Raw genomic sequence first — 13,954 nt, 5'->3', positions numbered from 1 at the left:
CGCGGGACCGGCGGGTAATCTGTCGGTCCCCTCTCTTAGTGTGCCTACGCGGCCAGTAAGCGCGAATGATTGGATCAGTGCCGTGGAGGCCTCTGTCGAGCAGCTCGTATACGTCCGCGAGGACGAATACACGGTTGCCCGGATGAGCGCGGAGACCACCCCCTCCTTCGTCGCCGCCGGCCGCGCGCTGGCCGGCGTCCAGCCGGGAGAGACGCTCGAGCTCACCGGCGAGTGGGGCGAGCACCCCCGCCACGGCAGGCGCTTCACGGTGACGGCGTGCGAGCGGATCGTGCCGTCCACCACCCGGGCCATCCAGCTCTACCTGGGCTCCGGCCTGATCCGCGGCATCGGCCCGCGGCTCGCCCAGGCCATCGTCGGCCACTTCGGCGAGGCGACGCTGACCGTCATCGACACCGAGCCCGAGCGGCTCAGGGAGGTCGTCAACATCGGCCCGGCGCGGCAGGGCCAGATCCTGGAAGCGTGGCGGGAGCAGAAGGAGATCGCCGCGCTGATGGTGGTTCTCCAGGGCTTCGGGGTCGGCCCGCTGCTCGCGGCCAAGATCTTCCAGGTCTTCGGCCGCGACTCGGCGGAGATCGTCACCTCCGATCCCTACCAGCTCATCGGCCGGGTGCGCGGCATCGCCTTCGGCACGGCCGACAAGATCGCCCTCCAGTCGGGGGTGCCCGAGCACAGCCCCCAGCGGATCAAGGCGGCGCTGCTCGACCGGCTGGAGACGGCCGCAGCCAGGGGCGGCCACTGCTACCTGTCGCTCACCGCCCTGCTCACGCAGACCGCCGAGCTCGTCGAGCAGGATCAAGACGTGGTACGGCCGATGATCGACGCCCTCACCGCCGAGCGGCGGGTGGTCGTCGAGGCGACGCCCGACCAGATCGTGGTCTACGGCAAGGAGCTGCACAGCCGCGAGCTCAAGCTGGCCGAGCACCTGGACAGGCTCTGGCAGGCCCGCTCGACGCTGCCCATGCGCGACTTCCGGGAGGACCCGGAGCTGCACGACGACCAGCGCGCGGCCGTCACCATGGCGCTGACCAGCACCGTCTCCGTCCTCACCGGCGGTCCGGGCTGTGGCAAGAGCCACACGGTGCGGGTCATCGCGGCCACCGCGCGGGCGATGGGCGGCCGGGTGACGCTCGCCGCGCCCACCGGGAAGGCGGCCAAGCGCCTGTCGGAGCTCACCGGGCTGCCGGCCATGACCGTCCACCGGATGCTGGCCCACGAGCCCGACCCCGACGCGCTGTTCGACCAGACGCCCGCGCAGGCCGACCTGATCGTGGTCGACGAGGCGTCCATGCTGGACCTGCACCTGGCCACCCGGCTCACCTCGGCCATCCCGTCGGGCAGCCACCTGCTGCTCGTCGGCGACAGCGACCAGCTGCCCAGCATCGGGCCCGGCAGCGTGCTGGCCGACCTGCTGCGGGTCGAGGAGATCCCGCGCGTACGGCTCACCCATGTCTTCCGCCAGGCCGACGGCAGCGGCATCATCCACAACGCCCACCGCATCCGGGCCGGGCGGCTGCCCGGCATCCCGGGCGGCGGCGGCTTCTGGTTCGAGGAGCTCGACGACCCCGAGGCCGTCGCCGAGCGGGTCGTCCACCTGGCGACGGTGGCGATCCCCCGCAAGCAGGGCGTCGAGCCGGGCCAGGTGCAGGTGCTGTGCCCGATGCGCAAGGGCGTGGCGGGCACCGCCGAGCTCGGCCGCCGGCTCCAGGAGCGGCTCAACCCCGCCCGGGAAGGACGGGCCGAGCACTGGTCGGGCGCCTCGGCCTTCCGGGTCGGCGACCGGGTCATGCCGATCCGCAACAACTACGACAAGGGCGTCTTCAACGGCGAGACGGGCACGATCACCGGCATCGTCCAGGAGCAGCGGCTCGTGGAGATCGCCATCGACGACGGCGACACGGTGACCTACGGCTTCGACGAGCTCGACGACCTGACTCACGCCTACGCGATCAGCGTGCACCGCTCGCAGGGCAGCGAATACCCGTTCGTGGTCGCGCCCCTCGTCGCCGAGTCCGGCGGCATCATGCTGCGCCGCCGGCTCCTCTACACCCTGGTCACGCGGGCTCGGTCGTGGGTGGTGCTGGTCGGCGAGCGCAAGGCCCTGGAGCTGGCGGTCGCCCGGCTCGGCGACCGCCGCAACACCGGCCTCACCCGGCGTCTGGCCCATCTGCTGGCCTGACACCACCCGGCGTCCGGCCCATCTGCTGGCCGGACATCCCCCGAAGGAGCACCATGGCCATCGACTTCACCCTCGCCCCCGAGCACGAGAAGATCCGCGACCGGGTCCGGGCCTTCATCCAGGGCACGGTCATCCCGGCCGTCGACGAGGTGCCGGAGAGCGACCGCGCCGCCTATCTCCGGACGATCTTCCGGCTGCGCGAGAAGGCCAAGGCCGAAGGGCTGTGGCTGCCGCACATGCCGAAGGAGTGGGGCGGCATGGGGCTCGGCCACGTCGAGCTGGCCATGGTGCAGTCGGAGGCGGCCAAGACCCGGCTCGGGCCGTGGGTGCTCAACTGCATGGCGCCCGACGAGGGCAACATGCACACGCTGCTGCACTGGGCGAGTGACGCGCAGAAGGAGAAATACCTGCGCCCCCTGCTTGAGGGGAGCACGATGTCGTGCTTCGCGATGACCGAGCCGGAGGTCGCCGGCTCCGACCCCACGCTCATCCGCACGAGCGCGGTCAAGGACGGCGACGAGTGGGTGATCAACGGCCACAAGTGGTTCATCTCCAACGCCCGCCGGGCGGGCTTCGCCATCCTCATCGCCAGGACCGAGCTCGACCTGCCCGAAGGGGCGCGGGGCGCCAACACGGCCTTCCTCGTCGACCTGCCCTCGCCGGGCTGGAACGACATCCGCGAGGTCGAGACCATGCACGGCTCGACGGGCCACAGCGAGATCGTCATCACCGACCTGCGGGTGCCCGACGACCAGGTGCTCGGCGGGCGGGGCAACGGCCACCGCCTCGGCCAATACCGCCTGGGCCCGGCCCGGCTGGCTCACTGCATGCGCTGGATCTCGCAGGCGGAGACGGCGCTCGACATGATGGTCGACCGCGCGCTCAGCAGATACAGCCACGGCTCCGTCCTCGCTGACAAGCAGGGGGTGCAGTGGCTCATCGCCGACTCGGCCATGGAGCTCTACCAGTGCAAGCTGATGGTGCTGCACGCCGCGTACAAGATCGACAAGGGCGAGGACTTCCGTACGGAGGTGTCGATGGCCAAGCACTTCGTGGCCAACAGCCTCAACCGCATCATCGACCGGGCGATCCAGGTGCACGGCGCGCTCGGCTACTCCACCGACACCCCGCTGGCCAGTATGTTCCAGCACGCCCGCTGGGCCAGGTTCGCCGACGGCGCCGACGAGATCCACCAGATGCGCATCGCCGAACGGACGATCGCCGCCTACCGCGACACCGGCTCCACCGCCGCAGCCACCGGCGGTCTCCCCCTGTGACCCGCCGTCAGGGGCTGAGGGCTCTTGGGGCGATGAGGGTGGCCCGCCTTCCGCCGGGCGACACCGTGGGCGGCACAGCGAGTGGTCGACGACGGCACTTCCCCCTTCTCCGGCCAAGCCTCCGCCGAAGTACGGCGGGGTCGCCCAAGGAGGCGGGCCGGCCAAGGTGACGAGCGGGCCCGACCCGCCCGACTGCCAGGCGAGCAGGCGGCGCGGATGGGCGGGCGGCCGACCCGACCTCCGTTCTGCTGGGCGCACGACCGACGAGCCGCCCGAGTCATTAGCCTCATTTCTGCACTTCAACAGCGCCGGAAAAGCAAGAGCGGCGGCATCACCACGGCTTCCGCCGCTACTGGCGCATCAGCGCTACTCGCCACCGCTCTCGACGAGCAATGTTCGAGTAACACCGCTTGGGTGGAGATGAGGGGATTCGAACACCCAACCCCTTCGATGCGAAGCAATTCGAGCACCAGTTCCCCGGCGTGTTACGTGGATGGCTGGCCTGTACAAACAATGCCGGAACGTGCGCCGGCGTCCGTGACCGTCCATGCCGGCTGTCACGCAGTACGTCACTCAGTTCGCGGTCACAGGGTCGAGGTGTTGAGCCGAACCACTCATGCCGTTGCGTCACGCGAAGGGGGCCAGTCGAGTGCGGGGTTCTCGCACATTCGGTTCAGCCGTCCAACTCCTCCTCCGATGTCACCGTCTCCTCCGCGTGTGGCGGCTTGTAGTACTAGGATGTGCCGCTAGCTATACATCGTGGCACACCTTGAAACTCTCACTCGCCTGAGGCACAGAATGATGCGCGCATTCAAGAGGGCATTCCGCAAGGCATCCGAAGATAAGAACGCTATCAGGGTTCTGATCGCCGCTCTGGGATCCGCGCTTGTTGCAGGAACACTACCGGAGCTTCTAAAGCTTATCCCGGGACAAAACATTACTCTCGGCGTAATCTTCGTGGCTGGGTTCCTCGTTTTGGCGGCGAGCTGGATCAGCATCAATAGTCGCAGTGGCGTGGGAATTGCGGTTTTCTTGCAACCAACCCCCACGTCCAACTGGTCGGAAAACAAGCTACTAGAACAGTCGACGGTCGCAAAAGGGCAGCACCTAAGTTTCTTCTATATCAACGTCGATGAACTGAACCCTAGCTTGACGGGCATAGACCGCGTTAATCTAACGCAACGAGTGATAGAATCGAGGCTTAAGGAAGAGCATTACTCGAAGTCAAATACCATACATTTCTATCTGGCGTGCAATCTAAGTAGCTCTTTCCGGCTTGGGCAGCAGACGTTCAATCGAGGCCACGGGGATCAGCTTAGAATATTCGAGTTCGATAATGTCGTCGTTCAGCAAGTACCTACATCTAAGGCCCAGACGGGCCTCCCGCCACTCTCGCTCAAGGTGACCTTGGATGGCCCGGAAACCACGCCTGAGCGCTATCATCTCGGGTCGATGATCCGACAGCAACCTATCAATTTCGGGAGGCAGGACTCAAGCCAGGCGAATCGCCACGCTTTAGTTCTGAAAATCGCCGATACTCCGAACATGATCGAGGAAGCAACTGCTGCTGCTCGTGGTGCGTCATCCGAACAGACTAGGTACCTGGTTGGCCCTGATGATGTTTGTTCAACTGCTCTTATTCTGGAGTGCACCGCGCCAGCCTTTCCGAATGACGGCGCTGCATACAACGAGCTGCTGAGGAAGATCGTGCAAGACTGGACCCTATATTTGGCCACTCAAGAAAGTTCCTATAATTCAACCCCCGAGGGGCGGCTCTTTATATCAGCTCCTACCTCTCTGGCATTCGCCCTTGGTGCACTTATGCCATTCTCGAGCAAAGTGATCGATCGCATATGATAGCACCGCTTTCGCCGGAGGCTCCTAATGCGGGTTCTGGCAAATGTTCCTTTTGATTGATGGCGACGATGTAGGGGGGAGAATGGAACGAAATCTCCTACGAAATGACATCGCCGCTTTTGTTGCATCCTCGAATGCGATCGACGCTGCCATCCGGTCGCTAGCTGCGGTCGCAGAAGGCATTGATGGCGTGCAGGTAGTCTTGATCGGGGGGGACAGTATTCTGTTAGAAGTGACAGAAAACTCGGTCGAAGCTCTGTCTACAGCGCTCATGAAATCTCAAAATATCCGCGACTTCTCCTTCTCTGTTGGCATCGGCCCTAGTCTTAGGGAGTGCTATATCGGGCTCCGCATGGCTAAAACCACCGGAAAGGGTAAGATCGTGCGGTTTTCGGAAGATGCAGAGGTCTGTCAGAGCTAATCAGCTCTGACACCGTTGTCCACCGCACACCGGCGATCGTTATCGCGCCCGACTTATCCCGCCATATTCGAGCCATAACCCCGGCGCGGACACCCGCTGCGACCAGGGGACCGCTCCTCTCAGCGCACTGGTCTGCACCCGATAACACCCATGAGAATTCCTCGAAACGGCGGTGGAGACGTCTCCGTGGAAGCCGCTCGAAGCGGGGTCTGGGCTGCTGGCGGCTGCCCAGGCGCGCGCCGCGCGCCTGGGCAGGGATCGCGATCTACGGATCACCGCAGAGTTCACAGCCATCGCCGCGAAACCTACTTGTGCTGCAATAGCAGGGTGAACAACACGTTGGTGGCCGTGCTGAGCGCGAACATGGTCATCGCGACGATCAAGTCATCGCGCCTGCGTGACAGCAGACCGCCCTGCGAGCCCTCTGGGACGTTGATGATGACTGCCTGAGTGAGGCCAGCGCCCAGCCGTTTCCACAGGGACTTGAACCCCAGACCGAGGACCAGTGGCACCATCGTGACCGGCAGCAGGCTCAACCACACCGGGCCCGCGAACGAGCCGAGGAACTGGCTCGCGGCTGCCGCGCCAATGATCGCCGCTATTGTTCCGACGATCAGACCGGGGATAAAGGCGGCCTGCGCCCAGGTACGCTTGTTCTCCTTGCAGATCTCCCTTATCCGGGCCGCGTCGTTCGCTGTCTCGTCCACTCGATAGCGGAGCAGCAACGCCGTCCCCGAGTCGAGTGTCAATTCCATGATCTTGTCGTTGGTCACGAGGTCGCGCCGGATCATCCGTACGATCTTCAGGACAGGGGTCATCTTCGAAGCAAGGTCGGGGATGTCCGCTGACGAGGTGGACTCGTACACGAGGTAGGTGGAGTCAGTCCAGCTGCTGAAATAGACCCCGGTCTGCTCGAATATCTTGGCGATCTGCTCCAACTGCTCGCGGTGGAGCTTCGTCGGCCCGAGATTCTCTTTCCTTGGTGTTCCAAGGCACCGGGCCGTTTCTTGGTCGTGAGGCCGACGGCCGCTGCTCTCAGGAGTGGCGTAGACCTTCGCGTGAATTCTGCCGCCTGTGACGTGAACGCTGGAATAGTCGTTTGTCTCCCACAGGGATGCCGAAAGGTGGACGTTCAGGTGAACATCATCACCGTTCGTATTGATCGCAACCGGTGCACGGTAATGACTGGAGGCGACGAGTCGCTGTTCCTTGGGCGCGACGTCCTCTTGCGACGGTAGCTCGTCGACCAGTTGGTCGTCATGGTGGACGATCTCGGCGCTGAGGGTGGCGAAGATGTCTTCGGCCTCAATGTCGTCGATCCAGGCTTCGATGCCACTCTGGTGTGCCCTGTCCAGGGTTCCGTCGGCCTCGAGGTCAACGACGAGAGCATCGATGCGAGCCACTTCTGCTGGGTCATTGGCCGCTTGCGCAAGGGCAGCTCGGAATTTCGCGACCTGCCTTTCAGTCCTCTCAGGCAGCGGTTCGCGGGCATCGTCTTGGTTGCTGCTCATTGAGCCTCCCCCTCCCGGACGGAGTCCTTTCGCATGTAGCCGCGCAGGTTCTTGAGTGCGAGGCGGGTGTTGTCCTCCACGGCTCCAGTTGCGCAGTTCAGTCGCCTAGCGGTTTCCTTCACACTCAGATCCAGCAGGTAGCGGAGGATGATCACCTCTCGCTGCCGCGGAGGCAGACGCTTGACAAGTTGCGTCAGTTCTTCGCGCAGAAGAAACGTCTCGAACGCCGAGTCGACTGAGTGATCCATACTCTGGACATAGTCGGAGTTCGGCTGTTCCTTGCCCTGCTTCTGGCAGAGCCTGAGGGCCTCATGGAACGCGATCGTTCCGGTGAAGGAGGCGGGGTGTTCTACTCGTCGGCCGCTCTGCAGATGGCGGTGCAAGATCACGAAGGCTGTGGAGACGGCCTCCTCGGCGATGTGCTCAGGGATGCCCCTGTGCTGGACAAGGAAGGTGGTCAGCCTGATGCCATAGCCGCTTATGAATGCTTCGACCTCCTGGTCGTCCTGAATCATCGGCCGAGCTCGCTCGAGTTCGGCTCCTCACGATCGCGCACGACCTCGACGATCGGATGACCAAGCCGCAGAGTGATCACTTTCGGCTTAGTGGAGGCGCCGAAGTCCGCTGGTTTCCGAAACCAGATCCTCCGATTGCCGTCAATCTCCTCGTTGCCGTACTCCACCACGTCGTCAGGAAGGCACTCGAAGTGCTTCGTGACCGCTTGATCGCGCTGTTCGTCCCGCTTCAGCAGATACTCGCGGTGGTTGCGCCGGTCCCGGTTGTTGAGCAAAGCGATCATCGTTTGCCATAGCCCGCGGGGTGGTTGCCCGCCTTCGGCGGCGATGCCAGGCATTGAGGTCTCTCCCGTCGCTGTTCTCGTTGACGCCCTATAAAAGGGCCCCCGGGCCAGGTTGCACTGGGTCGCCCCACCATGTTTTTTTTAAGGGACTTCAGCGGGTGCCCTTGATCTGCGACGACGAAGGCCCACATAGCGATGGGTTCGCAGTGGGCGTGCAGTTGGCTCCACGCGATGGCATCGCCGCAAGCCTGAAGTCATCTGGTCGCCTCTGCTGGCAGGGCAAACTCGTTGACTACGCGCTGCCCATGAGGTTATGCGAACACCACTGAGGCTTTTCCGTCCTCTGGCGGCAGGGTGCTGGTCACAGCATGATCGTGAGCTTGGTGTTCGCCTGACGACGTAAGAAACCCCTGGTAGATGGATTGATCACCACAACCAGATCCGTCACAACCAGGGGCCTCGGATGCTTTTCTATCGTGCTGCCGTCGATTTGTCGCGTTCAACGCTGAACTACGTCGCCGGAGTGATCCGCCGGCGCCGCAAGGTGATCGGGTCGGCCTGGCGGCTGCTCAACCCGGGACAGCAAGCGTTGCTGGTGCTGGTCTACCTGCGCAAGGGAGAGACGCTCACCGAGCTCGGGGCCAGGTTCGGGGTGTCGACGGCGACCGCGTGGCGGTATGTGGAGGAGACCTTGATGCTGCTGTCGGCGCGCTCGCCTCAGCTCGGGCAGGCGCCGCGCAAAGTCCAGAAGGACGGGCTGCACTACCTGGTGCTGGACGGCACGCTGATCCGCACCGACCGGATCGCCGCCGACTGGCCCTACTACTCCGGCAAGCACCGGGTGCACGGAATGAACATCCAGGTCATCGCCACACCCGACGGGACGATCGTATGGACCTCGGAAGCGCTGCCGGGCAAGGCACACGACCTGACGGCCGCCCGCATCTGGGGCATCCTGCGCGCGCCGGAGAAGGCGGGGATCATCGCCCTGGCGGACACGGCGTATCAGGGAGCCGAGGGCCCGATCGTCACCCCGTACAAGGGCAAGAACAAGCCCGAGTCCCAAAAGCAGGCCAACCGCTCCCACGCTCGCCTTCGCGGACCGGGCGAACGCGCGAACGCCCAGCTGAAGAGCTGGAAGATCCTCCGCAAGCTACGCTGCATCCCCAGCAAGGCCGGCCACCTGTGCAAGGCCATCGCCATCCTTCAGAACCACCGCGTCGCCCAAGCCGCCTGCGGATGAAAAGGACTCACTCATTGAGACTTCCATCGCACACCGACACGAGACTCTCATACTGAGAGGCCTAAACGATCCCCATGTGGCTGAAATCCGTTCCGCCCGCCACCCGTGCGTGGATGGTCATTTAAACAAGCTGGTTATGTCCACAGCGGCTGAGGCCAGCCCAGACACAGTGGCGCAAGTAGCAAACCAGAAAAGGAGTGCATCTTTCCGGCCGCTCTCAACCTGTACGCGTAGAGGTGGAGCCGATTCATTGAAGACACCAGAAGTGGTAACAGCGGAAGCTTGAGGCGCCGGGGTCGATCTTTCTTTCCCCTGCTTTACGACAGGCCTTCGATCCAAGCCAAAGCGTGCAAGTAGCTTGGCCCACCCATGATTGGCCTGCCGACACCCAAATAAGACACCAGTCGTAGGGTTCGGGCAGCGACGCCCTTTGGCAGTGATGACCCTACAGCGAGTACGCACCTTGAACGCAGCTATCCACAAGGGGATTGCCACCAAAACAGAGGCTGACCAGGTAAAGCTGGTCCAATCGCGCTGCCGCACAAAGTAGACAGCGAGCACTATAGCGACAACCTCTATCACCAGAATTGCTGTAGGCCCCTGCATGTTGGTGCTTTTTCTAGCCGCCGCCAATGGCCATGCACCCCTTGCCTGCGATCTCCTTATCCAATCGCCACCATAACCTTATATAACATGAGATACCATCCAGCCAGGCCATGCACGAAATAACAGAAGTGTAGTTCGACCTCGCTGCACTTCGCCTCTACCCCCTCCTGCTTCACAATTCCCCCTGACGCAACTCCGTTCACTGTCACCAAGACAGGTCATTGGAAATAAAGTCTCTCGACAGCGACGCTGAAGGCCTTCCGCCTTGGTTTTCGATCAAGGACCTTAGCCTCGATCTCAGAGCCCGGGAGCCGGACTGCGCCCCTGACCATGACTTCCGGATTGGTCCCGATCAAGGACTCGCACTTCGTTTCGGCAGACGCGGCGGACGAGCCCAGGGAGGCGTCCGCCGCGCTGCTCTCACCGGGCCTCGCCTTGGAGGATCTGATGGAAGGTACGTTTGGCGGCTGCGTTCAACGTCCACGCGGTTTCGCGGACGGTGCCCTTCTCTCGGTCCGTACGACGGATAAAGCCCTGGCCGGCGGCGGCGCACAGTTCGTACGTCGTTCGGCGGCACTCGCAGGTGTGTGAGACCACGCGGATGCGCTGAGCCCGCTGGGTCGGTTCGTACCAGGTCAGCTTGACATGGCCTGGCTGGGGCGATGCGACGTGCGGCCCATGGAAGTCGGGGATGTCAGCCCGCCATGTCACCAAGTCCGCCCCTCGAAGATCTCGACGAGGTTCTTGAGCGCGATGTCGACGCGAGCCATGACGAGTTCGCGGATGTGATCGCCGCCTGGAGGCAGTCGGTAGCCGTGCTTCTCGAGTACGGCTTGGATCTCGGCTGTCAGGCGGGACCTGAATCGTAGGTCTGTGATTGGGTTACCCATGGGTCGGACCTCCGCTGTCCGATCAAGGGCCCGTCTTGGCGTTTGGGTCGCGAGGACGGGCCCGACTCCCTTGAAGGTCTTGCAGTGCCCAGGCTAAAGCAAACGTCTGCAAACGTCTGCCCCCGATCGCGTACGTGGGCGAGTGATGGGCCACGGATGCGGACATTTACGGTCTATGTTCATGACGATCGACCATGAGGGGCCGGTACCGCTCTATCGCCAGCTCGCCGACCTACTGCGGACGCAGATCGCGGACGGCACACTCCCGCCCAACCGGCCGATCCCGACCGAGCAGAGGTTGATGCACGAGCACGAAGTGGGCCGCGACACCGTCAGAAAGGCCATCGGCATCTTGCGCGAGGAGGGCTTCGTCATCGCGATCCAGGGCCGCGGAACCTTCGTGGCACCCCGTGAGAACTGACCCGAGCAGTCCTGATGCCCACAGCTGCCGCGACCGCGCCCTCGGTGGTGACGATGCATCCGTTCAGGTTTATCGTTGATCGTGCCGGGCCGGGGCCGTGCTGCCGGTCAGCTCGGGTTGAGATCGTTCTTCCAGATTTCCCGTTCGTCGCGGCGCGGGTCGTGGACGATGACGTTGTCCGGCTGGTTGTCGCAGTAGAAGGTCATCACCGGCCGTTCGGTGGTGTTGTAGGGGGCCCACTGGTCGAGGTCGCCGGTCTTGACGAACTCGACCCAGCGCCCGTGCATGGCGTCCGCCAGTCCCTGGGGCGGGTTCGGGCCGGTGAACTCCGCGCTGTCAGGATTGTCGAGCGTGTCCCACACGAAGGGGAGCGGAAGGCTGTGGCAGGCGCCGAGCTTGACGCGGAGGGTGTTGGGCGTGGCGGGTGACCGCCAGCCGAACTCGAAGACGTGGGTGGTGGCAGGCGCGTCGCCGCGAGCCTCGGCGATGCGGTAGGTGGGGATGCGGAACATGCGGTCGGTCAGCGTCGCGCAGGCGATGCCGGAGGGGGCGTTGCGGACGTACGGCTCGACGCTGGTATCGGCGTAGCGGTCGTAGAAGCCGGCCGGGGCACCGTAGACCTCGGTCCTGGTCCTGAACGGCGCCGCTCCGGGCCAGCCCACCATGGCGGTGGGAACGACGAAGGTCCTGAACTCCTCGACCGTGGTGCCGATCAGCAGCGGCACGTCAGCGCCACGGCCATCGGCGATGGCGTCGATCGGCAGTCGCGGAACCACCTCGCCGTCGATCACCGGCATGAACGACATACCGCACGAGGCGATGGTGCTCGCCCCGTACCGCACGGGGTCGGCGCCGGAAGTGACATCATCGCTCACCTCGGCCTGCGCCGTCATCAGGGCGGCGGTGTCCACTGCGGCGAGTGCCTGGGCGGTCGGCTCCACACCCAGCCGGGTGGCGACGGCGGCGGTGACAAGGGCGGCGTCCTGGAGGGTCTGGCCGATGTGCGCGCTGCCGCTTTCGACAATGGCCTGGTGGAACAGCTCCCGGTCGAGGGAGAGCAGGGTCAGCACGCTCATCGCGCCGGCGGACTCGCCTGCCACGGTGACGTTGCCGGGGTCGCCGCCGAAGCCGGCGATGTTGTCCCGCACCCACTCCAACGCGAAGATCTGGTCGAGCAGGCCGCGGTTGGCCGGGACGGCAGCGTCTTCGATGTAGGCGAAGCCGTCCACCCCGAGGCGATAGTTGATGGTGACGCAGACGACGCCGTCGCGGGCGAAGGTGGCGCCGTCGTAGGTCGTCACCGCGGAGGAGCCGGTGGTGAACGCGCCCCCGTGGATCCAAACCAGCACCGGCATCGCGGCGTCGGAGCCGGCGGCGCTGGTCCACACGTTCAGGTTGAGGTAACCGTCCCCGGGGATGACCGGGTTGTGGAACAGCTCGCCGAGCTTGCCCTTGAGCGGCGGCTGCGGCGGGGTCGGTCCGAACTCGTGAGCGGGCAACGGCGCACTCCACGTATCGGGCGGCACGGGCGCGCCGAACCTGTTCGGCCCGACGGGAGCGGCGGCATAGGGGATCCCGCGGAAGGACGCGATCCCGTTTTCGATCAGCCCCGATACCGGGCCATAGGCGGTCGAGACCTCAACGGTGGTGGGTGACATGACACTCCTCGGCCGGGACAAGGCGATGCACACTCGCACAGGGCCGGCCGTCCCCCGGAGCACCGTCCAGGCCGCCAGCTGCGGCCCGGCACCATATAGTTACCCTAAGTGATGCCCCTTCATCGCATTGCCGGGTGACGGAGACCTCGTCACTGCGGGCGGCGCCCTGTGGCCACCCCCCATCGGCCTGGGCTATTTGTCCAAACCGGACGTCTGGACAATGTTTGGACGGCTATCCGGCGGATGTCCGTTGCCGCCGTTCGAGGCGCCCGGCATAGTCGGAGCTGCTCTCGCCTCCCCCGCCTATCGGGAAGTCTCCCTTCTTCCAGAGATCATTTCTCGCGGAGAGATAAGGGCGAGAAATTGAGTTCATACCCCGGGCCTCTCACAAAGGAGTCGACCGATATGAAGATCCACGTAGCAGCGGCCGCGGTGTCCGTAGCGACGATTGGCACGCTCTTGCTGACCACGGGCCCAGCGAGTGCCCACACGTACGACGGAAAGGACCCCTACAGAAGCGGGTGCGCCAACAGCAAGGTCTACACCGGGAAGAAGGCCTCGCTGAGCAACGAGATCGATGACACCCTGGGCACGATCCGGCTGTATTACTCCCGCCGTTGCGGCACCAACTGGGGCGAGGTGACGGTGCCCAAGAACGCGACCGGCCATATCACCGTCTTCACCAGCCGCAAGAACATCTCCTTCACCTACCGCGCCGGGAACGGCGGGCACCACTGGGGCGACATGGTCTACGCGCCAAGCGGCGTCTGCGCCCAGGCCACGGGCAGCGTGACGGCCGGGATCGGCCGCGTCAACAAGGGCAGCGGCACCACTGCGAAGGCCTGCGGCTGATTTGTGATCGCCCCATCAGCCGCCTGCACCATGGCGCAACGGCCGAGCTAGCTTGGGTGGCTTGGCGTCCTACTCCCGAGCCGCGGCCAGGGTCGCTTGGTCCCGTCACCGCCCCACTCGCGCTCCATCGTGCCGCATGCCGCTCAGCACCTGACCACTCCCGCGCCGCCCAACGCCAACGACGCTGACCAGCAACTCCGTCCCGGTGTTCGTCGGTGCGGA

General features: G+C 64.4%; 12 protein-coding genes. 7 read left to right on the top strand and 5 right to left on the bottom strand.

Going from position 1 to position 13,954, the window contains the following annotated elements:
* Positions 1–82 precede the first annotated feature (82 nt).
* The 4 genes from recD2 (at position 83) to LDL49_RS06705 (ending at position 5,752) form a co-directional block, all read left to right on the top strand.
* The gene (gene recD2, locus LDL49_RS06720) at positions 83–2,197 is read left to right on the top strand and encodes an SF1B family DNA helicase RecD2 (RefSeq protein WP_225290046.1); all 2,115 of its coding nucleotides are present in this window, start codon (positions 83–85) and stop codon (positions 2,195–2,197) included.
* A gap of 53 nt (positions 2,198–2,250) precedes the next feature.
* The gene (locus tag LDL49_RS06715) at positions 2,251–3,474 is read left to right on the top strand and encodes an acyl-CoA dehydrogenase family protein (protein ID WP_225290045.1); all 1,224 of its coding nucleotides are present in this window, start codon (positions 2,251–2,253) and stop codon (positions 3,472–3,474) included.
* A gap of 798 nt (positions 3,475–4,272) precedes the next feature.
* Entirely contained in the window at positions 4,273–5,331 is a 1,059-nt protein-coding gene (locus tag LDL49_RS06710; RefSeq protein ID WP_225290044.1) for a hypothetical protein, read from the top strand.
* Between the two features lie 43 nt (positions 5,332–5,374).
* Positions 5,375–5,752, top strand: a complete 378-nt coding sequence (locus tag LDL49_RS06705; protein ID WP_225290043.1) for a mCpol domain-containing protein — start codon at positions 5,375–5,377, stop codon at positions 5,750–5,752.
* A 305-nt stretch (positions 5,753–6,057) separates the two neighbouring features.
* Here the strand turns inward: LDL49_RS06705 and LDL49_RS06700 are convergent, their stop codons facing one another.
* The 3 genes from LDL49_RS06700 to LDL49_RS06690 are packed head-to-tail and all read right to left on the bottom strand — an operon-like array spanning position 6,058 to position 8,116.
* Complete coding sequence (locus tag LDL49_RS06700; RefSeq protein ID WP_225290042.1) at positions 6,058–7,263, bottom strand: hypothetical protein; 1,206 nt, start codon at positions 7,261–7,263, stop codon at positions 6,058–6,060.
* Positions 7,260–7,778 carry an RNA polymerase sigma factor gene (locus LDL49_RS06695; protein ID WP_225290041.1) on the bottom strand — a complete coding sequence of 173 codons (519 nt, stop codon included), beginning with the start codon at positions 7,776–7,778 and terminating at the stop codon, positions 7,260–7,262. Before LDL49_RS06695 ends, LDL49_RS06700 begins: the two co-directional genes overlap by 4 nt.
* A complete protein-coding gene (locus LDL49_RS06690) occupies positions 7,775–8,116 on the bottom strand; it encodes a hypothetical protein (protein ID WP_225290040.1) in 342 nt (113 codons plus the stop codon). The genes LDL49_RS06695 and LDL49_RS06690 overlap by 4 nt, the downstream gene beginning before the upstream one ends.
* Positions 8,117–8,525: 409 nt before the next feature.
* On the opposite strand from LDL49_RS06690, the gene LDL49_RS06685 reads away from it, so the two are divergent.
* Positions 8,526–9,305, top strand: coding sequence for a transposase family protein (locus LDL49_RS06685; protein WP_225290039.1), 780 nt, complete (start codon positions 8,526–8,528; stop codon positions 9,303–9,305).
* Between the two features lie 1,313 nt (positions 9,306–10,618).
* On the opposite strand, the gene LDL49_RS06680 is transcribed toward LDL49_RS06685, so the two are convergent.
* Positions 10,619–10,801, bottom strand: coding sequence for a hypothetical protein (locus LDL49_RS06680; RefSeq protein WP_225290038.1), 183 nt, complete (start codon positions 10,799–10,801; stop codon positions 10,619–10,621).
* 181 nt (positions 10,802–10,982) lie between these two features.
* Between LDL49_RS06680 and LDL49_RS06675 the strand changes: the two genes are divergently transcribed.
* Positions 10,983–11,222, top strand: coding sequence for a GntR family transcriptional regulator (locus LDL49_RS06675; protein ID WP_219527888.1), 240 nt, complete (start codon positions 10,983–10,985; stop codon positions 11,220–11,222).
* A gap of 107 nt (positions 11,223–11,329) precedes the next feature.
* On the opposite strand, the gene LDL49_RS06670 is transcribed toward LDL49_RS06675, so the two are convergent.
* Positions 11,330–12,880 (bottom strand): carboxylesterase/lipase family protein, encoded by a 1,551-nt coding sequence (locus tag LDL49_RS06670; protein ID WP_225290037.1) that lies wholly within the window; start codon positions 12,878–12,880, stop codon positions 11,330–11,332.
* A gap of 405 nt (positions 12,881–13,285) precedes the next feature.
* Here LDL49_RS06670 and LDL49_RS06665 point away from each other — a divergent pair, with 405 nt between their 5' ends.
* Positions 13,286–13,732, top strand: a complete 447-nt coding sequence (locus LDL49_RS06665; RefSeq protein ID WP_225290036.1) for a DUF2690 domain-containing protein — start codon at positions 13,286–13,288, stop codon at positions 13,730–13,732.
* The last annotated feature ends 222 nt before the right edge of the window (positions 13,733–13,954 follow it).

Origin of the sequence: Nonomuraea aurantiaca (assembly GCF_020215705.1) — a bacterium.
Classification (GTDB): domain Bacteria; phylum Actinomycetota; class Actinomycetes; order Streptosporangiales; family Streptosporangiaceae; genus Nonomuraea; species Nonomuraea aurantiaca.
Note: the sequence above shows the minus strand (reverse complement) of the source record. Positions and strands in the feature narration are given on the sequence as shown.